The sequence below is a fragment of the Curtobacterium sp. MCBD17_032 genome (assembly GCF_003234855.1).
Classification (GTDB): Bacteria; Actinomycetota; Actinomycetes; order Actinomycetales; family Microbacteriaceae; genus Curtobacterium.
In genome coordinates this window covers 31,212-56,012 of record NZ_QKTO01000015.1, presented here as the reverse complement: position 1 = coordinate 56,012, position 24,801 = coordinate 31,212, and the positions used below count along the sequence as shown (strand labels likewise).

The following is a 24,801-nucleotide window of genomic DNA, read 5'->3' as shown; positions in this document are numbered from 1 at the left end:
CGACCACGGCGGCACCGGTGACGGTGCCGCCGTGGCGCGACCAACGACCGGGCCCGACGCGCTGGACCTGCCCCAGGTGGGACGACCCGGCGAGGTCCACACGGGCCTCCCGGTCCCCGGCCGACGGTGGCGACGCGGTGAGCTGAACCGGGCCTTCCGGATCACCGGGTCCGTCGTCATCCCCACCATCCGGTTCGCCTCCGGGTACCGCTGGCACGGCCCGAACCGGCTGCCGGAGGAGGGCGCGTTCGTCCTCGCGCCGAACCACTACACGAACATCGACCCGCTCGTCGTCGGGACGACCGTGTGGTTGCACCGTCGATCGCCGCGGTTCCTCGCCAAGGCGTCGCTGTTCCGCGTGCCGGTGTTCGGCAAGCTCATGAGCGGCATGGGGCAGATCCCCGTCGAGCGCAACGGCCGGACCCGCCTGAACGACCCGCTGAAGGGCGGCAAGGGACTCGTGTCGAACGGCGGCGCGGTCATCGTCTACCCCGAGGGCACGCTCACCCGTGACCCGGACCTGTGGCCGATGCGCGGCAAGACCGGGGCGGCGCGGATCGCCCTCGAGAACGACGTCCCGCTCATCCCGATGGCCCACTGGGGCACGCAGCGGATCATGGCGCGGTACGGCAAGAAGCTCCGCCTGTTCCCGCCGGCGAAGGTCGACATCGTCTACGGCGAGCCGCTCGACCTGTCGCGGTGGCGTGGGAAGCCGGTCGACCAGCAGGCCCTCACCGAGGTGACCGCGCTGCTCATGGAGCGCATCACCGCGCTGCTCGAGGGCCTCCGTGGTGAGCAGGCGCCCGCCGAGCGCTGGGACCCGACCGCGAACAAGCAGAAGGAGACCGGCAAGTTTGAGTGACGCAGCCGACCGGACCAGCGCGCCCGGCCTCCGCCCGCACGACGACCACCCGGACCCCTCCGTCGCAGCCCGCGGCGCCGTGGACACCGCCGCGATCCGGGTCGTCATGCAGTCGACCGACAAGCCGCGGGTCGCCGTGATCGGTGCCGGCAGCTGGGGGACCACGTTCGCCAAGGTGCTCGCCGAGGGCGGGGCCGAGACCGTGCTCTGGGCCCGGCGCCCCGAGGTCGCGCGGGAGATCACCGAGACGAAGCGGAACTCGGAGTACCTGCCGGGCATCAACCTGCCGCGGACCCTCACCGCGTCGACGTCGCTGGCAGCGGTGCTGTCCGGTGCCGAGCAGGTCTACGTGTCGGTGCCGTCGCAGACGCTGCGTTCGAACCTCGCCGCCATCCGCGAACTCCTGCCCGCGGACGTGCCCGTCGTGAGCCTCATGAAGGGCGTGGAGAAGGCGACCGGCCTGCGGATGAGCGAGGTGCTCCTCGACGGCCTCGGCATCGACCAGGACCGCATCGCCGTCGCGAGCGGACCGAACCTGGCGCTCGAGATCGCCCGCCGGCAGCCCACCGCAGCCGTCGTGTCGTCGTCCAGTGCGGACACCGCGACCGCCGTGGCAGCCGTGGCGACGAACCCGTACTTCCGCTCCTTCATCAACACCGACGTCATCGGCACCGAGTTCGGCGGGGTCCTCAAGAACCTCATCGCGGTGGCGATCGGAATCGTCGACGGTGTCGGCTACGGCGAGAACACCAAGGCGTCGATCATCACCCGCGGCCTCGCCGAGATGACCGAGTTCGCGGTGTCGCTCGGAGCGCAGCCGTCCACGCTGTCCGGGTTGGCCGGCCTGGGGGACCTCATCGCCACGTGCCAGTCACCGCTGTCACGCAACAACACCGCCGGGCGCCTCCTCGGGCAGGGGTACCGCTTCGACGAGGTCGTCCGGCAGATGAACCAGACCGCGGAGGGCCTCGCCTCGGTCGCGCCGATCCTCGAGCTGGCCCGCGCGAACGGCGTCGACATGCCCATCGTCGGACAGGTGGGCGAGGTCCTCGCCGGTAGGCTCGATCCGCGCAACATCGCGCCGCACCTCACCGAGACCGACGAGCCCCAGGGCGAGTGACCGGTCCCGGCACCCACCGCTTTGGAGCGTCCATGAGCAGCACCGCGCCCGCATCCGCCCCCACCGCCGGCCCGGCGTCGGCACGGACGAGGGTCGCCGTGCTCTTCGGCGGCCGGTCCAGCGAGCACGAGATCAGCTGTGTGACCGCGGGCGGCATCATGGACGTCGTCGACCGTGACCGGTACGACCTGCTCCCGATCGGCATCACGAAGGACGGCGCGTTCACCCTCCAGGACGACGACCCGTCGGCGTGGGCGCTGCGCGGTCACGAGCTGCCGACCGTCTCCGACAACGGCACCCGGGTGCGGTTCCCGCTCTCCGGCGACTCCCGCGAGTTCGTCGTCGAGCGCCCCGACGGCTCGGTGGAGTCCCTCGGCGACGTCGACGTCGTGTTCCCGATCCTGCACGGACCGTTCGGCGAGGACGGCACCGTCCAGGGCCTGCTCGAGACCGCCGGCCTGCCGTACGTCGGCGACGGCGTCCTCGCGAGTGCCCTGGCCATGGACAAGCACGTCGCGAAGGCCGTCCTCGAACACGCCGGACTGCGGGTGGCGCCCTGGACGACGGTGCTCCGCCGGCAGTGGCAGGCCGACCCCGTCGACGTCGCCGAGACCGTGGCCGCACACGGCTTCCCGCTGTTCGTGAAGCCCGCGCGCGCCGGCTCGAGCATGGGCGTCTCGCGCGTGGACGACCCCGCGCAGCTCGGCGCCGCGATGGACCTGGCGTTCGAGCACGACAGCAAGGTCATCGTGGAACCGCGGGTCATCGGCCGCGAGGTCGAGGTCGCCGTCCTGGAAGGCCGCGACGGGGTCCCGCGGACGAGCCTGCCCGGCGAGATCGTCGTCGCCGAGGACGGCTTCTACGACTTCGCCGCCAAGTACCTGGGCGGCGACGAGCAGCTGCTCTGTCCGGCCCCGCTCACGGAGGCGGAGACCGACGCGATCCGTTCCGTCGGTGCACGCGCCTTCGAGGCGATCGGGGGCGCCGGTCTGGCCCGCGTCGACTGCTTCCTGACCGACGACGGCTTCGTCGTGAACGAGGTCAACACCATGCCCGGGTTCACCCCGTTCTCGATGTACCCGCGCTGCTGGGCGGCGTCGGGGATGCCCTACCCGGAACTCGTCGCGGAGCTCATCGAGCTGGGGCGCGTCGCCGTCCGCTGACGACCGCCCCGGTCAGTCGACGTCCTGCGGGTCGAGGCAGCGGTGCCCGTCCTCCGGCAACCGTGACACGGCGTCCCCGAGGTCTTGCAGGGCGTCGCTCGTCGCCCGGGAGGTGTCGATGACGACCTGCACCGCGGGGGAGCGGCCGAACGTCGTGTAGACGACCTCCTTCCCATGGTCGTCGCGGATCCAGTCCACGGAGCCCTGCGAGAAGCACGGCAGGTCGGAGACCGTCGGCACGGCGACACCGCAGTGGTACAGCACCGCGGACGGCGATCCCCACGCAGCCGTGGCCTGCGCCGAGGTGTCGCGGAGGGCCAGCGTGTCGTTGACCACCGCGGGCAGGCGGACCTGCGCGCTCGCGCACGCCGCCGCGTTCGCGGAGGGAGCGGCCTCCATCCGGACCGCGTTCGTGCAGCCGGACAGACCGGCGACGACGGCGGCCGCGGCGAGCACGGTCGCGATGATGCGGGGTCCTCGGCGCGCGGTGTCCATCGGCGTCCAGGCTACCGTTCTCGTGTGGACGCGACGCACGACGAGCACCAGCCCGAGCACCGCACCGACGGACCGGAGGCGTGCGACGTCCGACTCGGTGACGACGCCGAGCGCACCACCGTCGGCGCGCTCGGCGAACTCGCGGTGCTCGACCGCGTCACCCGACGGCTCCCTGCCGGCTCCCCGCTCCTCGGGCCCGGGGACGACTGTGCCGTCGTCGCCGCTCCCGACGGCCGCTTCGTCGTCACCACGGACATGATGGTGCACGGGCCGGACTTCCGGTGGGCCTGGTCCTCGCCCGAGGACGTCGGCTGGAAGGCCGCTGCGACGAACCTCTCCGACGTCGCCGCGATGGGTGCCGTGCCCTCCGGTCTCGTCGTCGCGATCGCCGCTCCGCCGGACACGCCCGTCTCCGTGCTGGAGGGCGTCGCGGACGGGTTCCGACGCGCGATCGACGCACTCGCCCCGGGGTGCGGGGTCGTCGGCGGTGACCTCTCCACCTCGGCGACGTTCTCGTTGACCGTCACCGCGTTCGGCGACCTCGGCGGACGGGCCCCCGTCGTCCGGTCCGGGGCACGGGTCGGCGACGTGCTCGCGGTGTCCGGGGAACTCGGTGCCGCGGCCCGCGGTCTGGCACGGTTGTTCCGCGACGGCGTCGATGCGGCGGGCGAGCCGGACGTCGCGCGGGTCCGGGCGAGCGGCGCCGACACGGACCCCGACGTCGCGCGGCAGCGGCGCCCGGTGCCGCCGATCGCGGACGGCCCGCTCGCCGCCGCCGCCGGTGCGACGGCGATGCTCGACCTGTCCGACGGACTCGCCATCGACGCGGGGCGCCTCGCCCGGGCGAGCGGGGTGACACTGGAACTCGACCCGCTCGAGGCGTCCGCTCCCGACGGGGTGGTCGACGAGATCGCGCTGCACGGCGGTGAGGACCACGGACTGCTCGCCACCTTCCCGGCCGGGACGCGCCTCCCGGGCGGCTTCCGCCGGATCGGCGTCGTGCGTGCGCGGACGACCTCTGACGGGGCGGAGCCCGTGGCGGCGTCCGCCGACCTGGTGCGGGACGGGCGGCCCGTGCCGACCACCGGGTGGGACCCGTACGCGGACTGGGACGGCGTGGCGGGCTGAAGCGGGACCGGACCCCGCAGTGTGCCGGGCCGCCCGACCGGCGGCAGCGCGCCTCAGTCGGCGACGGCCTCCCACGCCACGGTGTCGCCCCACGAACGCTTGCTGAAACGGGTCAGCCCTGCCGGCCAGGTCGGCTCGGGGTTGCGGCTGCCGCGCTCGACGACGACGACCGCGTCGGGCGTCAACCGGGACACGAGGGCCTCGAGCACGTCGGTGACCTCGGCCTCGGCCACCTCGTACGGCGGGTCGATGAAGACGAGGTCGAACGTCTTCGCCGTCCCGCGCAGGTACCCGAGCGCGGGCTGCGCGTGGACGTCGATGCGGACGCCCGGTGCGCGCTTCTGCACCGCGCGCGCGTTCTCCCGGCAGGCGGCGGCGGCGGGAGCGGCGCGGTCCACGAGCGACACCTCGACCGCACCGCGGGACGCGGCTTCGAGCCCGAGCGCACCGGTCCCGGCGTACAGGTCGGCGACCGAGGTGTCGTCGATGAGCCCGCGCGACTCGAGCGACGAGAAGAGCGCCTCGCGCACCCGGTCGCTCGTCGGCCGGGTGCCGGACTTCGGCACCCGGAGCGTCGTGGAACCGGCGGCGCCGGCGATGATGCGGGTCATGCTGCCACCGTAGCGGGCCCCGGCAGCAGCCCCGGTGTCCTCCACGGTCTTGCCGGGAGGCCCGTGGCAGGTCGGTCGTCGCGGGTACCGTTGCCGTGTGGCCACCTCCAGCACCGACGCCGCTCCGACGACCCCGACCGAGGGTGAGCCCGTGCAGTGGGGCACGGCTCCGCTCGACGTGCGGTTGGCGAACGTCCTGGGCGGCCGGACGGCGAAGGCGATCGAGAAGGCGTTCGGCCACCGCACCGTGGGGGAGTTCCTCGAGCACGCGCCGCGGCGGTACGCGGAGCGCGGGGCACTCACCGCGCTCGACTCGCTCGCGATCGGAGAGCCGGTCACGATCGTGGCCGAGGTGGTCGAGGTCCGCGAGCGCACCATGCGGGCGCGGCGCGGATCGATCCTCGAAGCCAAGATCGGTGACGGCACGGGCCTGCTCACCCTGACGTTCTTCAACCAGGGGTGGCGGACGAAGGACCTCGTGCCCGGTGCCCGCGGCATCTTCGCCGGCAAGGTCGGCGACTACCGGGGGGCCCGGCAGCTCGCGCACCCGGACTACGAGCTCTTCGACCGCGACGACCCCCGCGCGACGGCGGACCCGGGGTCGGAGGAGGCGATCCGCTGGTCGCGCCAACCGATCCCGATCTACCCGGCCACGGCCTCCCTGTCGTCCTGGCAGATCGCGAAGGCCATGGGGGTCGTCCTCGACACGCTGCCGGACGTCGCCGACCCGATCCCGGCCTCCGTCCGGACGCGCCTCGACCTCGTGCCGTTCCGCCGTGCACTCGAACTGCTGCACCGGCCGGAGAAGGTGTCCGACTTCAAGCGCGCGCAGGACGCGCTGCGCTACCGCGAGGCGTTCGTGCTGCAGACGGCGCTCGTGCAGCGCCGGATCGCGGCGCGTGCGACGGCGTCCGTCACCCGGACCGCAGCACCGGGCGGTGTCCTCGAGCGCTTCGACGCCAGCCTGCCGTTCACCCTGACGGACGACCAGCGGGCGGTCGGGGCCGAGATCGCGCGGGACCTGGCCGGGACGTGGCCGATGCACCGGCTCGTGCAGGGCGAGGTCGGTTCCGGCAAGACCCTGGTCGCGATCCGGGCGATGCTCACCGTGGCGGAGTCCGGCGGACAGTCCGCGCTCATCGCCCCGACCGAGGTGCTGGCCGCGCAGCACCTCCGGTCGATCGTGAAGTTCCTCGGGCCGGACCTGGCGGCCGAGCTCCGGCCGGTGATCCTGACCGGGTCGCAGTCCACCGACGAGCGACGACGGGCGCTGCTCGCCGCCGCGTCCGGCGGGTCCCGCCTCGTGGTCGGCACGCACGCGCTGCTCGGTGACCGGGTCGACTTCGCCGAGCTCGGGCTGGTGGTCGTCGACGAGCAGCACCGGTTCGGTGTGGAGCAGCGGGAGGCCCTCCGGACGAAGGGCTCGACGCCGGCGCACGTGCTGGTCCTCACCGCGACGCCGATCCCGCGGACCGTCGCGATGACCGTGTTCGGCGACCTCGACGTCTCGACGATCACCGGGCTGCCGTCGGGTCGGGCCGGGGTCGAGACGTTCACCGTCGGCCTCGCCGAGCACCCCGGATGGGAGTCACGCATCTGGACGCGGATGGCGGAGGAGCTGGCCGAGGGGCGGCAGGCGTTCGTCGTCTGTCCCGCCATCGACGACGCGCACGGCGAGGACGACGGGGCGTCGGCCCCGGTCGGCGGCGCGGCCGACGGGGACGCGACGGGCAGCGCGGACGCCGACGGGACGCCGGCCCGGAAGCCCGCGACGGTGCTCGCGACCGCGGAGCGGATGCGCGGCATGCCCGTCCTCGCGGGACGTCGGATCGAGGTCCTGCACGGCCGGATGTCGGCCGAGGAGAAGGACCGCGTGATGACGTCCTTCGCCGACGGAGCCGTCGACGTGCTCGTGGCGACGACGGTGATCGAGGTCGGTGTGGACGTGCCGAACGCCTCGATGATGGCGGTGCTCGACGCGGACCGGTTCGGCGTGTCGCAGCTGCACCAGCTGCGCGGACGGATCGGGCGCGGGCAGTACGCGGGTGTCTGCCTGCTCGTCACGCACGCCGAGGCCGACACCGTGTCGCGGGAGCGCGTGGACGCCGTCGCCGCGTCCGACGACGGGTTCGAGTTGGCGCGGGTCGACCTCGAACTCCGCCGGGAGGGCGACGTGCTCGGCGAACGGCAGTCGGGCGGACGGTCGTCGCTGACCCTCCTGCGCGTGGTGCAGCACGCGGACCTCATCGTGGACGCGCGCGAGGAGGCCGAACGGCTCCTGGAGCACGACCCGGACCTCAGCGGCAGTCCCGCGCTCCGGGACGCCCTCGCACGCCGGCTCGACGAGTCCGACGCGGCCTTCCTCGGGAAGAACTGAGGGGCACCGGCAGGTATCGTCGCCCGCATGACGAAGATCGCCGTGGTGCCCGGATCGTTCGACCCCGTGACGCTCGGCCACCTCGACGTCATCGCGCGAGCGGTCGACCTGTTCGACGAGGTCCACGTGCTCGTCGTGCACAACCCGGACAAGAAGACGGCACTGTTCGACGCCGGGGACCGGGTCCGGCTGATCCGCGAGTCGGTGACGGAGCTCGGGATCCCCGGACGGGTCGTCGTCGGGGAGTGGACGGCGGGGCTCCTGGTCGACTACTGCCGGCAGGTCGGCTCGACGATCCTGGTGAAGGGCGTGCGGTCCGGCGAGGACGTCGCGTACGAGACCCCGATGGCGATCATGAACCGGCACCTGGCCGGCGTGGAGACCGTCTTCCTGCTGCCGGACGCCGCTCGGGCCCACGTCTCGAGCTCGCTCATCCGGCAGGTGTCGTCCCTCGGCGGCGACGTCACGCCGTACGTGCCCGAGGTCGTCGCCCGCGCGCTCGCCGGACGGGTCTGACCGTCGCGCCCGGAGCACGCGCTCCCCGACACGCGTCGGGTGCTCGACTCGTGGGCGGGATCGGGGTAGGCTGGTTGATCGTGTCTTCCTCCGTGAACAGCCCCTACGCCCTGCGTGTGCGTGACCTCGCGCACCGGCCGGGCGACATGCGCGAGGTGTCGCTCGACATCACCGTCCCGGGCACGCTCGGAGCCGGACTGATCGCCGTGCGCGAGGGCGACCCGATGCACCTCGACGTGAAGCTCGAGGGCCTCCACGAGGGCGTGCTCGTGTCCGGCACCGCCCGGGCCGAGGCGACGGGGGAGTGCTCGCGCTGCCTCATCGACGTCAGCGAGCTCGTCGAGGTCGAATTCGCGGAACTGTTCGCGTATGATGCCTCGGAGGAATTCGACTACCAGGTTCACGATGACCACGTGGATTGTGAACCGGTCGTCCGAGACGCGGTGGTGCTGTCACTGCCGTTCCAGCCGGTCTGCCGGCCGGACTGCCCAGGACTCGACCCGGAGACGGGTGAGCGCCTGGCGGACGTCGGCGAACGCCCGACCCCGTCGCCCACCGACCCCCGGTGGGCTGCGCTCAGCGGGCTCCAGTTCGACAGCACCACAGACCAGACCACCGCGGACGAGGAGCGGACGCCGGCCGACCAGGCCGAGTGACCGCCACCGTCCACGACTGACCACCGACCAAGCGAAAGAGAACCACCATGGCCGTCCCCAAGCGCAAGCAGTCCCGTGCAAACACGCACGCCCGTCGATCGCAGTGGAAGGCCGCACCGGTCCAGCTCGTGAAGACGATCGAGAACGGCAAGGTCACCTACAGCCTCCCGCACCGCGCGAAGGTCGTCGAGGACTCCGCCGGCACGCCCCTGTACATGGAGTACAAGGGCCGCAAGGTCGCCGACGTCTGATCGGACTCCTCCCATGACTGCGACGTCCGGCGCCGCGGGGTCCCGCCCCGTGGGGCCGGACGTCGTTCGTCTGCGCGACCTCCTCGACGTCCCGGTGGACCCGGAACTCCTCCGGCTCGCCCTCACCCACCGCTCGTACGCGTACGAGCACGGCGGGATCGGGCACAACGAGCGACTCGAGTTCCTCGGTGACTCCATCCTCGGACAGGCCGTGACGGTCAAGCTGTTCCGCGACTACCCGGAGCTCGACGAGGGCGAGCTCGCCAAGCGGCGCGCGAGCCTCGTCTCGACGGTCGCCCTCGCGGAGATCGCCCGGCACATCGGACTCGGGGCGTACCTCCGGCTCGGCAAGGGCGAGGAGCAGACCGGCGGCCGCGACAAGTCCTCGATCCTGGCCGACACCGTCGAGGCCGTGATCGGGGCCACGTACCTGTCCGCGGGTGCGGACGCCGCCACCGACCTCGTCCTCCGGCTGGTCGCACCGCTGCTCGTCGACCCCGCGCGGTTCGGCGCCGCGATGGACCCGAAGACGAGCCTGCAGGAGCTCGCCTCCGCGCTCACCCTCGGCAACCCGGCCTACCGGATCACCGAAGAGGGCCCGGACCACGACAAGACGTTCCATGCGACCGTGGTGCTGCAGGGCGAGGACGTCGCCACCGGCACCGGATCGAGCAAGAAGACCGCGGAGATGTCCGCCGCGCTCGACGCCTGGACGCGACTGTCCGGACGTCCCGTCGAGGGCTGACCGGGTGCCCGAACTCCCCGAGGTCGAGGTCGTCCGCGCCGGCCTCGAACCCGCCGTCACCGGCGCCGTGGTACTCGGCGTGCAGGTGCACGACGAGCGTGCGCTGACCCGACACGACGGTCCCGCCGAGGACTTCGTGCACCGCCTGACCGGGCGGACGATCGCCGCGGCCGTCCGTCGCGGGAAGTTCATGTGGTTCCCGCTGCGCGCCGATGCTGACCGGCCCGACGTCGACCGTCCCGAAGCACTGGTCGCGCACCTCGGCATGAGCGGCCAGATCCTGCTCGGCCGCGACCGTCCCGCCGCCCGCCACCGCCGGATCGTCCTCGACGTGCAGCCGCCCGGCACGGACCGGGACGGCGCCCCGGAGGCGCCGGTGCAGCTCGAGTTCGTCGACCAGCGCACCTTCGGGTCGATGGCGATCGACCGGATGCTGCCGACGATCGACGGCGCGCCCGCCGGGCACGCCGGACGGATCGACGGCACCGACCCGGACGCCGACTGGCGTCGGCGGATCCCGTTCCAGGTGTCCCACATCGCGCGGGACCCGCTCGACCTCGCGTTCGACGACGACCGCTTCATCGCCGCAGCGCGGAAGCGCTCGAGCGGGATCAAGCGGGTGCTGCTCGACCAGGGGGTCGTCAGCGGCATCGGGAACATCTACGCCGACGAGTCGCTGTGGGCGGCGCGCCTGCACTTCGACCGCCCGACGGACCGGCTGCCCCGGGCGACGCTCACCCTGCTCCTCGACGAGGTCCGGGCGGTGCTCCGCCGCGCGCTCGAGGACGGCGGGACGAGCTTCGACGCGCAGTACGTCAACGTGAACGGGCAGTCCGGCTACTTCTCGCAGCGCCTCGCGGTGTACGGACAGCAGGGCGAGCCCTGCCCGCGGTGCGGCACCGCGATCGTGCGCGAGGCCTTCATGAACCGGTCGAGCCACCGCTGCCCCGTGTGCCAGCCCGCTCCGCGGCAGCGCAGGCGTTAGCCTGACGCCAGCCGAGCACCCCGGAGACCGCATGTACCTGAAGAGCCTGACCCTCAAGGGGTTCAAGTCCTTCGCGCAGCCCACGACCTTCGCGTTCGAACCGGGCGTCACGTGCATCGTCGGCCCGAACGGCTCCGGCAAGTCGAACGTCGTCGACGCACTTGCCTGGGTGATGGGGGAGCAGGGGGCGAAGACCCTCCGCGGCGGCAAGATGGAGGACGTCATCTTCGCCGGCACCGCCACCCGCGGTCCGCTCGGTCGCGCACAGGTGACCCTGACGATCGACAACGCCGACGGTCTGCTGCCGATCGAGTACGCCGAGGTGACGATCTCGCGGACGCTGTTCCGGAACGGCGGCAGCGAGTACGCCATCAACGGCGAGAACTGTCGGTTGCTCGACGTGCAGGAGCTGCTGAGCGACACCGGGCTGGGCCGGGAGATGCACGTCATCGTCGGGCAGGGCCAGCTCGACAAGGTGCTGCACGCCACCCCCGAGGACCGCCGCGGGTTCATCGAGGAGGCTGCCGGCATCCTCAAGCACCGCCGCCGGAAGGAGAAGACGCTCCGCAAGCTCGACGCGATGCAGACGAACCTGACACGGTTGTCGGACCTGGCGGGGGAGATCCGCCGCCAGTTGAAGCCGCTCGGACGCCAGGCCGAGGTGGCCCGCAAGGCGCAGTCGGTCGCGGCCGTCGCCCGTGACGCCAAGGCGCGACTGCTCGCCGACGACGTCGTGCGGTTGCGGCGCGAACTGCGGGACCACATCGAGGTGGAGGCCGGTCGGAAGTCCGAGCGGATCGTCCTGCAGGAGCGGCTCGAGCAGGTCCGGCAGCGGCAGCAGCAGGTCGAACAGAGCATGGTCGGCGACGACGTCGACCGCGCCCGGACCGTCGTGCACCGGCTGGAGAGCGTGCAGGAACGGCTCCGCAGCCTGTCGATGCTCGCGAACCAACGCCTGATGTTCCTCGCCCAGCAGGCCGAGGCGCCGCAACAGGGCCCGACGATCACGCCCGAGCGCGTCGCCGGCGTCCGCGCCGAGGCGGAGCGGCTCGACGTGCGCGCGCAGGAGATGCAGGGCGGCACGACCGTCGTCGGCGAGCGGGTGCGGGCAGCGCGTGCGGCGCTCGATGCCCTCGACGAGCAGATCGCCGCGCAGGCAGCCCTCGTGGCGCAGCACGACCTGGACGGCCAGCGGCTCGCCGGCGCCGTCGAGGTGGCGCGGTCGAGGCGGGCGTCTGCCGTCGCCGACCGGGAGCGGCGGGACCGTGCGCTGACCGAGGCGGTCGTCCGTGCCGAGCAGGCCGCAGCCGCCCTCGAGGACCTCGGTCGCGACCCGGCGCTCGACACCGACGAGGACACCCTCGCCGCGACGCTCACGGCCGCCCGCGAGCGGCTCGACCGGGCACAGGCGGACCGGGACGCACACCGGGACCGGTCGCACGCCCTCGAACGGGAACGGGACGCCCTGGACGCCCGGATCGCCGCGCTCGCGCTGTCGATCGACGTGCGCGACGGGTCGCAGGCACTCATCGACGCGGGTCGTCGCGGGATCGTCGGACGACTCGCCGACCGTCTCACGGTCGCCCCCGGGTACGAGGCCGCCGTCGCGACCGCGCTCGACGGGCTCGCGGACGCCGTGCTCGCCGAGGACCGGCGCTCGGCGCTCGACGCCGTGGACCACGCCCGGTCCGCCGACCTCGGACGCATCGACGTGGTCGTCGCCGACGTCGGCGGCAGCGGGTCCCGGCTGCCCGCAGCGCTGCCCGCCGGCGTCCGGGTCGTGCTCGACCTCGTCACCGGGCCACCCGCGCTCACCGCGGTCCTCGCCGACACGCTGGTCGCCGACTCGGACGACGTCGACCTGGAGGCGGTGCTCGCGTCCGCACCGGAGGCGACGGTCGTCACGCGGTCCGGCGACCTCGTCCGCGCGGCGCGGGTGACCGGCGGCGGACAGCGGTCCACGTCGCGCATCGAGTTGACCGCCGACCGCGACGCGGCGGCGACGCGCCGGGACGTCGTGGCGACCGAGGCGGCGGACGCGGCCACGGGCCTCCAGGCGGCACGGACCGCGGTGGAGGCCGCACGACGGGCGGTCGACGAGGCGGACCGCGCGGCGCGGGCCCACGCCCGCGCGACCGCGGAGTACGACCGGACGAGCGCCTCGGCGCGAGCACGAGCGGAGAACACCGCTGCCGAGGTCGAGCGACTGCGCGCCGCCCTCGCGGAGACGGACGGGGCCACCACGGCCGCCGAGGCGGCCCTCACCGATGCCGAGGCAGACCTCCGGACGTTCGTGGAACAGCCACGACCGGTCGTCGACGCGTCTGCCCGGCCGGCGGCGCAGGACGCCGTCGACGCCGCCCGTGCCGCCGAGATCGAACACCGGCTCCAGGTCGAGACAGCCCACGAGCGTGCCCGTGCGGAACGGCGTCGGGCGGACCAGCTCGAGCGACAGCTCGAGGCGGAGCGTGCTGCAGCCGAGGAAGCCGCACGCCTGGCCGTCATCCGCCGGGCGCAGATCGCCTCGGCCGAAGGGGTGCTCGCCGACCTGCCGGTGGTCCTCGCCGCCGTCGACCGCTCGCTCGCCGGGGCCCGTGTGCAGCTCGCGACCGAGGAGTCCGAGCGGACGAAGCGCAACGCCGAACTGCAGGGCATCCGGAACGAGGAGCGCGACCTCCGGGACCGTCTGCAGACCATCACGGACGGGGTGCACTCGCTCGAGATGGAGATCTACGAGAAGCGGTTGCACGTCTCCGGGGTCCTCGACCGGGCGCAGAGCGAACTCGGACTCGGCGAGACCGTGCTCGTCGCCGAGTACGGCCCCGACGTCCCGGTGCCGGTCGACGTGCTCGTCGACCCGCGGGTACTGGCACGGCGCCACCGCGAGGCGGCACGGGCGGCGGTGGCCGCGTCGACGACCGGGGACGACGGCGGGTCGGCAGCACCGCCGGCAGGGCGCGGTGCGCACAGCGACGCCGGACCGAGCGACACCGATCAGGTGGAGGCCCGTCCTGTCGGCACTGTCGACCCCAGCTCCGCCGTTGCCTCCGTCGAGGCGGGCGGGACCGAGGAGCCCCCGCTCGTCGATGTCGAGTCGACCCTGCCGGGTGGCCCCGCGTTGCCGGAGTACGAGGCACCGGACGTCGACCCCGCCGACGTCCCCACCACGCCGTACGTGCGCGCCGAGCAGGAGCGTCGCCTGGCCGCAGCCGAGCGCGACCTCGGCCGACTCGGCAAGGTGAACCCGCTCGCGCTCGAGGAGTTCCAGGCACTCGAGCAGCGGCACGCGTTCCTGTCCGAGCAGCTCGACGACCTGCAGAAGACCCGCGCGGACCTGCTGACGATCATCGAGGAGCTCGACGGGAAGATGCAGACGATCTTCGCGTCCGCGTTCGAGGACACCCGCGAGGCGTTCGACGTCGTGTTCCCGATCCTGTTCCCGGGTGGCTCCGGCTCGATCACGTTGACGAACCCGGACGACCTGCTGACCACCGGCATCGACGTGCAGGTCAAGCCCGCGGGCAAGAAGATCGACCGGCTGACGCTGCTGTCCGGCGGAGAGCGGTCCCTGGCGGCCGTGGCGCTGCTCGTGGCGATCTTCACGGCCCGGCCGAGCCCGTTCTACATCATGGACGAGGTCGAGGCGGCCCTCGACGACGCGAACCTCGGTCGACTGCTCACCGTGTTCGGCCGGTTGCAGGAGTCGTCGCAGCTCATCGTCATCACGCACCAGAAGCGCACGATGGAGATCGCGGACGCGCTGTACGGGGTCTCGATGCGCCAGGACGGCGTCTCGGCGGTCGTCGGCCAGCGGGTGCAGAAGCCGGAGCCGGCCGTCGCGTAGCGGCCGCGCCGCGGGCCGAGCCTCGGCTCGGCGGACGTCACGCGGCGTCCCGACAGCGCAGTCTGTCCGCCGGACCGAGGCTCGGTGGCGTCCGCCAGGTCGGCACGGACGGACGGGAGGCCCGGTACCAGCTGGTACCGGGCCTCCCGTCGCGTGGGTGGTCGCGGCTACTTCGCCTCGACCTCGGCCGGCTCCTCGCCGGTCGGGGTGAGGCCGCGCTCCTGGCGCTTCTTCGACACGACGAGGCTCGCGACGGTCGCGACGGTGATCGTCGCGAGGATGAAGCCGAGCGAGAACCAGATCGGGATCTCGGGCGCCCACTCGACGTGCTCACCGCCGTTGATGAACGGCACCTCGTTGACGTGCAGCGCGTGGAAGACGAGCTTGACGCCGATGAAGGCGAGGATGACGGCCAGGCCCTGACCGAGGTAGATGAGGCGCTCGAGCAGACCGGCGATGAGGAAGTAGAGCTGGCGGAGACCGAGGAGCGAGAACGCGTTCGCGGTGAACACGATGAAGGCGTCCTGGGTCAGACCGAAGATCGCGGGGATGGAGTCGAGCGCGAAGAGCACGTCCGTCAGGCCGATCGAGACCATGACGAGCAGCATCGGGGTGAAGAGGCGCTTGCCGTCGACCTTCGTGGTCAGGCGGTCACCGTCGTAGTGCTCGGAGGTCGGGATGATGCGGCGGAGCAGACGGATGAGCTTCGAGTCGCCCTCTTCGGCGCCGTGCTCGTCGCCGCCCTTGGCCTGCGACCACGCGAGCCAGAACAGCAGGAGACCGAACAGGTAGAACACCCACGAGAAGTTCTCGATGATCGTGACGCCGAGAGCGATGAAGACACCGCGGGCGACGAGGGCGATCGCGACGCCGACGAGCAGGACCTTCTGCTGGAACTCCTTCGGCACCGCGAAGGTCGTCATGATGATGAGGAAGACGAAGAGGTTGTCGACCGACAGCGCCTTCTCGGTCAACCACCCGGCGAAGTACTCACCGCCGGCCTGTCCGCCGCCGAACACCCACACGCCGACGCCGAACAGGATCGCGAGCGCGATGTAGACGACCGACCAGAAGGCCGATTCGCGGATGTGCGGCACGTGCGGCGTGCGCACGTGCGAGAAGAAGTCGAACACGAGCAGGCCGAGGATGCCTGCGATCGTGAAGAGCCACACGTACAGGGGGACGTCCATGGAGAACCCTCCAGGTCAGGGGCGTGCCACACAAGGAAAATGGGTACGCCGGAGCCTGAAGGTCTCTTCCGCCGCGGTCCCGATCGCATGATCTGGTGGGGCCGCGACCGACGCCCCGGGTCCGGGTCGTTCCGGGCCGTACTGACGGGGTCGCCGAGAGGGAATACTCCCCTTCGCGACTCCGACACTACCGAAGGTCGGGACCGAGCGGGCACCCGTAAGCTGGGAACATGGCGAGTAGTTGGTCCCTGTCCTCCCGGCTCCGTGGTCTCTTCCAGCGGAAGACCATCGACGAGACGACCTGGGAGGACCTGGAGACGGCGCTGATCGGCGCGGACTTCGGACCCGACATCTCCGAGGAGGTGATCGAGGACCTGCGCGCCCGCGTCGCGCGGTACGACACGACGGACCCCGCCGACCTCAACCGGATGCTGCGCGAAGTGCTCGAGGAGCGGCTGTCGAAGCTCGACACGACGCTCAAGCTCAGCAACCGTCCCGCCGTCGTCCTCGTCGTCGGTGTGAACGGCGTCGGCAAGACCACGACCATCGGGAAGTTCGCGAAGTTCCTCCGCACGTACGACCGCACCGTCCTGGTCGGCGCGGCGGACACCTTCCGCGCGGCGGCCGTCGAGCAGGTCGCCACCTGGGCACAGCGGGCCGGCGTCGACGTGGTCCGTCCCGCCCAACCCGGGCAGGACCCGGCATCGGTGGCGTACCAGACCGTCGAGCGTGCCATCCGCGAGGGCACTGAGATCGTCGTCATCGACACCGCCGGGCGACTCCACACGAAGGCCGGGCTGATGGACGAGCTCGGCAAGATCAAGCGTGTCGTTGAGAAGCAGACCGAGATCGCCGAGGTCCTGCTCGTGCTCGACGCCACCACGGGCCAGAACGGGCTCGCGCAGGCGCAGGCGTTCATCGAGGGCGCCGGGGTCACCGGGCTCGTCATCACGAAGCTCGACGGATCGGCCAAGGCCGGCTTCGTGCTCAGCGTGCAGGAGAAGACCGGCATCCCGATCAAGCTCATCGGGCAGGGCGAGGGCATCAACGACCTGACCGGCTTCACGCCGCACGTCTTCGTGCAGAACCTGGTCGGCTGACCGTCGCCCGACCCGCGCGCACCGGGCGGGACGGGCACGCTGCCGTCCGCCGGCGTGTACCGTCCGGGACGACCTGCCCCCGTACGGAAGAGGAACACCCCATGCCCGCACTGCTCATCATCGCGATCATCGTCGGGATCGTCCTGCTCGTCACCGGCATCGTCAGCGCGGCGCTCAAGGCGCTGCTGTTCATCGGCATCGTGCTCATCGTCCTGGCGGTGGTCGGCTGGGTGCTCCGCCGTGTCCGCGGCGGTGGCTCGCGCGTCTGACGACGCAGCACCACGACGACGGGAGGCCCGTCCACCACCCGGTGGGCGGGCCTCCCGTCCGTCGTCCCGACCACGGCCTGCGCCGGCGCTCAGACCGCCTGCCGGCCCGCCGACGCCTCGAGGAGGTGCGCGAGGTGCTCGGGCACCGTGCCGCCGCGGGCGACCGTGGCCCGCGCCCACAGGCGCCCGGCCCGGTACGACGACCGGACGAGCGGTCCGGCGAGCACGCCGGCGAAGCCCATGCCCTCGGCGAGCTCGCGGAGTGCGACGAACTCCTCGGGTCGGACCCACCGGGCCACCGGGAGGTGTCGCGGCGACGGGCGGAGGTACTGCGTCAGCGTGACGATGTCCGTCCCGGCGTCACGGAGCTGCCGGAGGGCGTCCTCGACCTCGTGCCGCTCCTCGCCCATCCCGAGGATCAGGTTCGACTTCGTCACGAGACCGGCGTTGCGCCCCTGCGTGATGACGTCGAGGGAGCGGTCGTAGCGGAACGCCGGGCGGATGCGCTTGAAGATGCGCGGGACGGTCTCGACGTTGTGGGCGAACACCTCGGGCCGGGCGTCGAACACCGCACCGAGCTGGTCGGGTCGGCCGGAGAAGTCCGGCACGAGGATCTCGACGCCGGTGCCGGGGGAGTGCTCGTGGATCGCCCGGATCGTCTCGGCGTACAGCCAGGACCCGCCGTCCTCGAGGTCGTCCCGCGCGACGCCGGTGACCGTCGCGTACCGCAGCTGCATGGCGGCGACCGAGTCCGCGACGCGCCGCGGCTCGTCGCGGTCGAGGGGCTCCGGCCTGCCGGTGTCGATCTGGCAGAAGTCGCAGCGGCGGGTGCACTGCGCACCGCCGATGAGGAACGTGGCCTCGCGGTCCTCCCAGCACTCGAACACGTTCGGGCAGCCGGCCTCCTGGCAGACCGTGTGCAGGCGCTGGTCGCGGACGAGGTCGGTCAGCTCCCGGTACGCCGGCCCCTGCGTGGCCCGGGTCGTGATCCACGCGGGCTTCGTCTCGATGGGGGTCTCGGCGTTGCGCGCCTCGACGCGGAGCATCCGGCGGCCTTCCGGGGCGAGGGTCATGCTGCGGTCTCCTGTCGCGTGGCAGTGGCAGTGGCAGTGGCAGTGGCGGCCCGGCTGCCGACGGAGCGGTCGGCAGCGGGCGGGAGGCCCGGCGCGGCTCCGGCGAGCGGCGTCACGTCGTCCCGGAGTCGGTCCGCCGTGGCCTCGTGCATCGCGGCCACGGCGGCGAGGACGCCGTCGGACACCACGTCGACGACGTCGTCCACCGCGACCGGTCGTCCGGCGGCGACGCTCAGCGTCGTCACGCCGGCATCCGCGATGCCGCACGGCACGATCGCGGCGAAGGGCTCGACCGGGTTCGAGCAGTTCAGGGCGATGCCGTGGCTCGAGACCCCCTGGGCCACGTGCAGTCCGACCGCGCCGACCTTCGCCGCGGTCGGCCCGGTCCCGACCCAGGCGCCGCTCCGCCCGGGCACGCGTTCGGCGGTGACACCGACCGTCGCCGCCGCGGCGATGAGCACCTGCTCGAGCGACCGGACCCACGCGACGACGTCGAGCGGCTCGGCGAGCCGGACGATCGGGTAGGCGACGAGCTGGCCCGGCCCGTGCCAGGTGATCCGGCCACCGCGGTCGACCTCGACGACGGGGGAGCCGTCGGTCGGCAGGTCGGCGGGCTCGGTGCGGCGTCCTGCCGTGTACACGGGCGGGTGCTCGCAGAGGACGAGGACACCAGGGGAGCGCCCGGAGACGACGTCGGTGTGCAGGGACCGCTGCAGCGCGAGTCCCTCGCCGTAGGGCAGCAGTCCTGGCCAGCGGACGACGTCGATCTCCGGCATGGGGTGAGCGTACCGAGTAGTTGGACGCAGTACAACAACCCCCGGTGCTTGCGCATGCTCTGACCGACAGAGTATCTTCGCCACATGAGCAACGCCGAGATGCGCGAACCGACCCTGCTCGTGCTGACCTCCCTCGCCGGGGGGCGCAAGCACGGGTACGGGCTCATCGGCGACACCGCCGAGTTGTCCGAGGGGCGCGTGCGTCTGAAGGTCGGCACGCTCTACGCCGTCCTCGACCGACTCCTCGACCAGGGACTCGTCGCCGAGGCGGGCGAGGAGGTCGTCGACGGTCGGCTGCGCCGCTACTTCGAACTCACCGAGGCCGGGGCCGACGCTCTCGACACCGAGGTCCGTCGCATCGAGGCCAACGCGGCCGCCGCACGTGCGCGGCTCACCGCCTGGCGGCCGGGCCCGGCGACACGCACCATGCACATCCGACTGGGGGGAGTGTCGTGACGAACACGAGGCCGGGACAGGGCGCGAGCCTGGAACGCGAATACGGACGGGCGCTCGGCTGGTACCCGTCCCGGTGGCGGCGAACGCACGGTCCGGCGATGCTCGGCACCCTGCTCGACGTCGCCGAGGGGGAGGGTCGCGACCGACCGGCACCCGGCGAACTCGTCGACCTCCGGTGGCGGGGCGTCCGCGAGCGGGTGAACGAGGTCGTCCCTGCTGACGTCCGTGGCCGCGCCGCGTCGATCGGCACCGGCTCGATGGCCGGTTTCGCGCTCGTCCACCTGCTCTGGGTCTCCTGGGGCCCCTGGGACGCGCGACCGCTCGCGCCGCTCGACGGGTACGGCACCGTCGGACCGTTCCACGACCCGGCCGTGCTGTCCACCCTCCCGCTCCTGCTCGCTGCGCTCGCTGCCGTCGCGGGCCGCCGCGCACCTGTTCGTGCTCGTGGGCCTGATGGCGCTCCCGGTGCTGTTCCTGCTGGTCCGCTCGGACGGGAGCCTGACCGGGCCACGCTCGACGACGCTCGGCTGCGCCCTCCTCCTCGGGCTCGTGTCGCTGCTCGGCGACCCTCGCGAGCGGCGCTCCCTCCTCGGCGCGTTCCTGCTCGTCGGCGGTGCTCTCGCGGTGCTCGCGCTCGTGCAACCAGCGAGCGGGCACGGACTCCAGGTCCGGACGCTGCCCGATCCGGCGTTCTGGTCGTTCATCGCCTCGCCGTGGGCGACCGCGACGGCCGGGCTCGCGGTCGCGGTGGGGGTCGTCGCACTGCTGGCCGGGCGCCGCCGCGTCACCGCCGCGGCCGTCGCGATCGCCTGGTTCCCGTGGGGTGTCGTCACGACCGTCACCCTCGGCGTCTCCCCCGAGGACCCGGCCGACACCGTCATCGTCGCGGCGGGCACCCTCGCCCTGCTGGTCGGCGCGGTGTCGGCGAACCGCCCTCGCCCGGGGCGGCAGCGGGCGGGACGGGCGTGCCCCGGGCCTCCTCGCCGGTGACGGCGGACGGTAGGATGATCGGATCATGGCGCAATTCGGCTCACTCTCCGATCGGCTGACCGAGACCTTCCGCAACCTGCGGAGCAAGGGCCGGCTGACTCCGTCCGACGTCGACGGCACCGTCCGCGAGATCCGCCGGGCCCTGCTCGACGCGGACGTCGCGCTCGAGGTCGTCAAGTCCTTCACCGCCTCCGTCCGGGAGCGCGCGCTCTCCGACGAGGTCAACAAGGCGCTCAACCCCGCGCAGCAGGTCGTCCAGATCGTCAACGAGGAACTCGTCGGCATCCTCGGCGGGCAGCAGCGGCGGCTCGAGTTCGCCAAGCGGCCGCCGACGGTCATCATGCTCGCGGGCCTCCAGGGCGCGGGCAAGACGACCCTCGCCGGCAAGCTCGGCAAGTGGCTCAAGAAGGACGGCCACACCCCGATGCTCGTCGCGGCGGACCTCCAGCGCCCGAACGCCGTGCAGCAGCTCCAGGTCGTCGGTGAACAGGCCGGCGTGCACGTCTTCGCCCCGGAGCCCGGCAACGGCGTCGGCGACCCGGTCAAGGTCGCCAAGAACGCGATCAAGGCCGCGGTCGACCAGCAGTACGACACCGTCATCGTCGACACCGCCGGTCGTCTCGGTGTCGACGCCGAGCTGATGAAGCAGGCCGCGAACATCCGCAAGGCCGTCGACCCGGACGAGGTCCTGTTCGTCATCGACGCGATGATCGGTCAGGACGCCGTGAACACCGCGCGCGCCTTCCAGGAGGGCGTCGACTTCACCGGCGTCGTCCTGTCCAAGCTCGACGGCGATGCCCGCGGTGGTGCGGCCCTGTCGGTCGCGTCCGTCACCGGTCGCCCGATCATGTTCGCCTCGACCGGTGAGGGCCTCGACGACTTCGAGCCGTTCCACCCGGACCGCATGGCGAGCCGCATCCTCGACCTCGGCGACATCCTCTCCCTCATCGAGCAGGCGCAGAGCGCCTTCGACGAGGAAGAGGCGATGAAGGTCGCGGAGAAGATCGCGTCCGACACGTTCACGTTGAACGACTTCCTGCAGCAGATGCAGCAGCTCCGCAAGGCCGGCTCGATCAAGGGCATGCTCGGCATGCTCCCCGGCGCCAAGGGCATGCGTGAGGCGCTCGACAACTTCGACGAGCGCGAGATCGTCCGCACCGAGGCGATCATCCAGTCGATGACGCCCCAGGAACGCGAACTGCCGAAGCTCCTGAACGGCTCCCGTCGTCTCCGCATCGCGCGTGGCGCCGGCTCCACCGTCACCGAGGTGAACGCCCTCGTCAACCGGTTCGAGCAGGCCGCGAAGATGATGAAGACGGTCGCGCGCGGCGGTGTCCCGCAGATGCCGGGCATGGGACCGATCCCGGGCATGCACGGCGGCAAGAAGCAGCAGCCGCAGACCAAGAAGAAGAAGGTCGGCAACCCGGCCAAGCGCGCGGCGCTCGCCGCGGGCGCTCCGGCCGCTCCCCAGCAGGCGCCGAGCGGAGCCGGCCTCGGGCTCGGCATGGGCAAGGGCGGGAAGGCTCCCTCCGAGGAGGAGCTCGCCTCGCTCCAGAAGTTCCTCGGGCGCTGACCCGAGGCCGGACGGGAGGCGCGGTGCCGGCTGGCACCGTGCCTCCCGTCCGTCACGTCACCGCTTCGACTGCTTGAGGTAGGCGCGGAGGTCGGCGTAGGTGCCGTCGTCCTCGCCGAACAACACCACGTTGCGGGCGGTGTCGAGCCACGCCCCGGTCGACGGCCGGACGTCGGCCAGCGCGGCGAGCAGGTCGGGCATCCCGATGAGGCGGACCGTGCCGCTCGCGACGCTGTCCATGAGCGCCCGTTCCGCCGCGACCTCGCACACGTAGGCGATGTCGGCGCCGGAGAACCCCGCGGTGCGCTTCGCGAGGGCCGCCACGTCGATGCCCTCGACCGGACGGTCGCGGAGGTGCCCGCGGAACACGGCCTCGCGAGCGGGGGCGTCCGGCGGCAGCACGAGGACCGTGCGGTCGAGCCGACCTGGACGGCGGAGCGCCGGGTCCACGTCCCACGGCTGGTTCGTCGCCGCGAGCACGAAGACGCCCTCGTTGCCGTCGTCGATCCCGTCCATCTCGGTGAGCAGCTGGTTGACCATGCCGCGGACGTGGGCGCTCCGCGTCTGGCTCCGGCGCTGACCGAGCGCGTCGATCTCGTCGAAGAACACCACGCACGGCGCAGCCGCCCGCGCGGCGGCGAAGACGGCGGCGACGTTGCGCTCGCTCACGCCGACGTACGGATCGAGCACGTCGGTGATCGCGATGCTCATGAAGCGGGCGCCGAGCTCCCCGGCGACCGCCCGTGCGATGAAGGTCTTGCCGCAGCCCGGCGGACCGTACAGCAGCAGGCCGCCACGGAGGCTCTTGCCGTAGAGCGCGCGGAGTTCCGGGTTCGCGAGCGGCGCGAGGAACGCGGCGGTGAGTCGCTGCTTGACGGCGTCCATTCCGCCGACGTCCGCGAAGCCGATCCCGGCGCGTTCGGCGGAGAACGCCGACGACGGGTCCGGGTCCGGGTCGACGCCGTCCGGGCCCGACCCGTCGACGAAGGCGGGCTCGGCGATGTGGTCGACCTGCTCCTCGGCGGCGTCCCAGTCGAAGGACCCCTCGGTGGTCGGAGGCACGTCGCGAGCGACCTGGGGCGCCCCGTCGGAGGCGTCCGACGCCGCGTCGAGGGCGACCGACGTCACGTCGGGGGCAGCGGGGGCCACCGCTGGCGGCGCGGATCCGTCGGCTGACGCCCCGAGGGCGGCGAGCATGAGAGCGGACGCGTCGCGGTCGGTCGGCGCGGCCGCCAGGGCGGCCGCGGCCTGGGCGGTCGCCTCGGCAGCACGGCCGGCGTCGAGGAGCAGCCGACCGAGGTGCACCCGGAGGGCGACGTCGTCGGGCGCGGCGGCGACGGCGCGGAGCAGCGCGGCGATCACCGGGTCCGGATCGTCATCGTGCTGAGCAGGTCCGTCGTCGTGCGGCTGTGGGTCGTTCATCCCGTGGTCGTCCCCTCTCGGCGGCCGTCGAGGACACTGGCGTCCTCGTCGTCCTCGTCGTCCTCGTCGTGCACGCGTCGTCGCGGGTGCGCGCGGAGGACGCGCACGTGCAGGACCGTCCCGACGGCGGCGCCGACGAGCACCAGGCACTGGCAGACCAGGCCCCCGACGGGCGGGAGACAGAGCCCGACCACCGCTGCCAGGACGGATGCGGCGAGGACCGCCACGAGCCCGTTCCACCCGGGCACCGCCCGGCCTGCCGACGCGAGGAGCCAGCGGATCCGCGAGCCGGCGCCGAGGGCGAACCGCAGGACGAAGGCGGCCGTCAGGGCGAGCTCCAGCGCTGCCGGGAACCCCGTCGTCCAGCGGCTCGGACCCGCTGGGCGGTCGAGCGCCCCGATGAACAGGAGGACGGCGAGCGCGGCCAGGGTGACGTGCGCGCTCCGGATGCGGTTGACCGGGTCGACGAGGCTCACGACGAGGTTGCGCCGGACGAGGGCGTTGCCGGGGTCGGTGGCGAGCAGCCCCGCGAACACGACGGCGGCCGCACCGTCGTGCCCACGCCGGAGGCGGTCGGCGGCCACGTTGAGACGGGTGTCGCGGTCCTCGGGGGAGAGTCCGAGCGCACGGTGCCAGGACGCGCGCGCTGCACGGCTCCGACCTGCGGCCTGCAGGAGGTCGCCGAGTCGCCGGTGTGCGAGCGGTTCCGTCGGTGCGAGCCGCACCGCCTCGGCTGCGGCGCGTCGTGCTTCGCGGGAGCTGCGCCCGTCGGTGGACAGCGCGTCGGCCACCGCCAGGTGCGCCTGCCAGGACCCGGGGTCGGCGGCGACGGCGCGCCGGGCCGCCACCACGGCCTCCTGGCGGTCACCCGCCTGACGGAGGACGATCGAGAGGACCAACGGACCGGCAGGATCGCCCGGCGCGAGTTCGACGGCGCGCCGCGCGGCCCGGACCGCTGCGGGGAGACCGACCTGCTGCGGGATCCGGTCAGCGGTCAGGAGGGCCAGTGCCCGGACTCGGTGCCCGGCAGCGGTCTCGCCGTGCTCGCGCTCCGCCGCCGCGAGTTCCGACAGCCCGTCGTCGGGGCGTCCCGCGTCGACGAGCGCGGCGGCACGCTCGACCGACGATCCGGTCCCTCGTCCCGCGTCCACCCCCGTCACAGGGGAACTGTAGCGGCAGGTGTGCGCGCCGGAGCGGTC

The 24,801-nt window shown here is 72.8% G+C and carries 23 protein-coding genes; 16 read left to right on the top strand and 7 right to left on the bottom strand.

Features of this window, described 5'->3' with window-relative positions:
* The first annotated feature begins 31 nt into the window (after positions 1–31).
* The 3 genes from DEI91_RS14435 (at position 32) to DEI91_RS14425 (ending at position 3,145) form a co-directional block, all read left to right on the top strand.
* Positions 32–862, top strand: a complete 831-nt coding sequence (locus DEI91_RS14435) for a 1-acyl-sn-glycerol-3-phosphate acyltransferase (RefSeq protein ID WP_258374445.1) — start codon at positions 32–34, stop codon at positions 860–862.
* Positions 863–968: 106 nt separating this feature from the next.
* Positions 969–1,982: an NAD(P)H-dependent glycerol-3-phosphate dehydrogenase gene (locus tag DEI91_RS14430; RefSeq protein ID WP_110826158.1), complete on the top strand. Its 1,014-nt coding sequence runs from the start codon at positions 969–971 to the stop codon at positions 1,980–1,982.
* Between the two features lie 32 nt (positions 1,983–2,014).
* Entirely contained in the window at positions 2,015–3,145 is a 1,131-nt protein-coding gene (locus DEI91_RS14425) for a D-alanine--D-alanine ligase family protein (protein ID WP_111052954.1), read from the top strand.
* Between the two features lie 12 nt (positions 3,146–3,157).
* On the opposite strand, the gene DEI91_RS14420 is transcribed toward DEI91_RS14425, so the two are convergent.
* Entirely contained in the window at positions 3,158–3,640 is a 483-nt protein-coding gene (locus DEI91_RS14420) for a DUF3515 family protein (RefSeq protein ID WP_111052953.1), read from the bottom strand.
* A 144-nt stretch (positions 3,641–3,784) separates the two neighbouring features.
* Between DEI91_RS14420 and thiL the strand changes: the two genes are divergently transcribed.
* Positions 3,785–4,768: a thiamine-phosphate kinase gene (thiL, locus tag DEI91_RS14415; RefSeq protein WP_111052973.1), complete on the top strand. Its 984-nt coding sequence runs from the start codon at positions 3,785–3,787 to the stop codon at positions 4,766–4,768.
* A 53-nt stretch (positions 4,769–4,821) separates the two neighbouring features.
* On the opposite strand, the gene DEI91_RS14410 is transcribed toward thiL, so the two are convergent.
* On the bottom strand, positions 4,822–5,379 hold the full coding sequence (locus DEI91_RS14410) for an RsmD family RNA methyltransferase (RefSeq protein ID WP_111052972.1): 558 nt from the start codon (positions 5,377–5,379) through the stop codon (positions 4,822–4,824).
* Positions 5,380–5,530: 151 nt separating this feature from the next.
* On the opposite strand from DEI91_RS14410, the gene DEI91_RS14405 reads away from it, so the two are divergent.
* The 7 genes from DEI91_RS14405 (at position 5,531) to DEI91_RS14375 (ending at position 14,753) form a co-directional block, all read left to right on the top strand.
* A complete protein-coding gene (locus tag DEI91_RS14405; protein WP_111052971.1) occupies positions 5,531–7,756 on the top strand; it encodes an ATP-dependent DNA helicase RecG in 2,226 nt (741 codons plus the stop codon).
* Positions 7,757–7,783: 27 nt separating this feature from the next.
* Positions 7,784–8,272: a pantetheine-phosphate adenylyltransferase gene (gene coaD / locus DEI91_RS14400; RefSeq protein ID WP_111052952.1), complete on the top strand. Its 489-nt coding sequence runs from the start codon at positions 7,784–7,786 to the stop codon at positions 8,270–8,272.
* Between the two features lie 80 nt (positions 8,273–8,352).
* Positions 8,353–8,928: a DUF177 domain-containing protein gene (locus DEI91_RS14395; RefSeq protein WP_309148060.1), complete on the top strand. Its 576-nt coding sequence runs from the start codon at positions 8,353–8,355 to the stop codon at positions 8,926–8,928.
* A gap of 47 nt (positions 8,929–8,975) precedes the next feature.
* The gene (rpmF, locus tag DEI91_RS14390; RefSeq protein ID WP_022905230.1) at positions 8,976–9,179 is read left to right on the top strand and encodes a 50S ribosomal protein L32; all 204 of its coding nucleotides are present in this window, start codon (positions 8,976–8,978) and stop codon (positions 9,177–9,179) included.
* Between the two features lie 13 nt (positions 9,180–9,192).
* Positions 9,193–9,924, top strand: coding sequence for a ribonuclease III (gene rnc, locus DEI91_RS14385; RefSeq protein ID WP_111052950.1), 732 nt, complete (start codon positions 9,193–9,195; stop codon positions 9,922–9,924).
* A gap of 4 nt (positions 9,925–9,928) precedes the next feature.
* Positions 9,929–10,909 (top strand): bifunctional DNA-formamidopyrimidine glycosylase/DNA-(apurinic or apyrimidinic site) lyase, encoded by a 981-nt coding sequence (gene mutM / locus DEI91_RS14380; protein ID WP_111052949.1) that lies wholly within the window; start codon positions 9,929–9,931, stop codon positions 10,907–10,909.
* A 31-nt stretch (positions 10,910–10,940) separates the two neighbouring features.
* Positions 10,941–14,753 carry a chromosome segregation SMC family protein gene (locus DEI91_RS14375; RefSeq protein ID WP_111052948.1) on the top strand — a complete coding sequence of 1,271 codons (3,813 nt, stop codon included), beginning with the start codon at positions 10,941–10,943 and terminating at the stop codon, positions 14,751–14,753.
* A gap of 167 nt (positions 14,754–14,920) precedes the next feature.
* Here DEI91_RS14375 and DEI91_RS14370 read toward each other — a convergent pair whose 3' ends face one another.
* Positions 14,921–15,943 (bottom strand): TerC family protein, encoded by a 1,023-nt coding sequence (locus tag DEI91_RS14370; protein ID WP_111052947.1) that lies wholly within the window; start codon positions 15,941–15,943, stop codon positions 14,921–14,923.
* A gap of 230 nt (positions 15,944–16,173) precedes the next feature.
* Here DEI91_RS14370 and ftsY point away from each other — a divergent pair, with 230 nt between their 5' ends.
* Positions 16,174–17,043 (top strand): signal recognition particle-docking protein FtsY, encoded by an 870-nt coding sequence (ftsY, locus tag DEI91_RS14365; protein WP_111052946.1) that lies wholly within the window; start codon positions 16,174–16,176, stop codon positions 17,041–17,043.
* A gap of 101 nt (positions 17,044–17,144) precedes the next feature.
* A complete protein-coding gene (locus tag DEI91_RS16345; protein ID WP_181439626.1) occupies positions 17,145–17,312 on the top strand; it encodes a hypothetical protein in 168 nt (55 codons plus the stop codon).
* A gap of 89 nt (positions 17,313–17,401) precedes the next feature.
* On the opposite strand, the gene lipA is transcribed toward DEI91_RS16345, so the two are convergent.
* The gene (gene lipA / locus DEI91_RS14360; RefSeq protein ID WP_111052945.1) at positions 17,402–18,385 is read right to left on the bottom strand and encodes a lipoyl synthase; all 984 of its coding nucleotides are present in this window, start codon (positions 18,383–18,385) and stop codon (positions 17,402–17,404) included.
* A complete protein-coding gene (lipB, locus tag DEI91_RS14355) occupies positions 18,382–19,161 on the bottom strand; it encodes a lipoyl(octanoyl) transferase LipB (RefSeq protein ID WP_111052944.1) in 780 nt (259 codons plus the stop codon). Before lipB ends, lipA begins: the two co-directional genes overlap by 4 nt.
* A gap of 84 nt (positions 19,162–19,245) precedes the next feature.
* On the opposite strand from lipB, the gene DEI91_RS14350 reads away from it, so the two are divergent.
* From DEI91_RS14350 to ffh, 3 genes are all read left to right on the top strand, one after another.
* On the top strand, positions 19,246–19,617 hold the full coding sequence (locus DEI91_RS14350; protein WP_111052943.1) for a PadR family transcriptional regulator: 372 nt from the start codon (positions 19,246–19,248) through the stop codon (positions 19,615–19,617).
* 453 nt (positions 19,618–20,070) lie between these two features.
* Positions 20,071–20,607 carry a hypothetical protein gene (locus DEI91_RS14345; RefSeq protein WP_146244311.1) on the top strand — a complete coding sequence of 179 codons (537 nt, stop codon included), beginning with the start codon at positions 20,071–20,073 and terminating at the stop codon, positions 20,605–20,607.
* Positions 20,608–20,632: 25 nt separating this feature from the next.
* On the top strand, positions 20,633–22,180 hold the full coding sequence (ffh, locus tag DEI91_RS14340; protein WP_111052941.1) for a signal recognition particle protein: 1,548 nt from the start codon (positions 20,633–20,635) through the stop codon (positions 22,178–22,180).
* 57 nt (positions 22,181–22,237) lie between these two features.
* On the opposite strand, the gene DEI91_RS14335 is transcribed toward ffh, so the two are convergent.
* Both DEI91_RS14335 and DEI91_RS14330 read right to left on the bottom strand, forming a co-directional pair.
* Positions 22,238–23,602 carry a 26S protease regulatory subunit gene (locus DEI91_RS14335; protein ID WP_111052940.1) on the bottom strand — a complete coding sequence of 455 codons (1,365 nt, stop codon included), beginning with the start codon at positions 23,600–23,602 and terminating at the stop codon, positions 22,238–22,240.
* Entirely contained in the window at positions 23,599–24,762 is a 1,164-nt protein-coding gene (locus DEI91_RS14330) for a tetratricopeptide repeat protein (RefSeq protein ID WP_181439625.1), read from the bottom strand. Before DEI91_RS14330 ends, DEI91_RS14335 begins: the two co-directional genes overlap by 4 nt.
* Between the last annotated feature and the right edge of the window lie 39 nt (positions 24,763–24,801).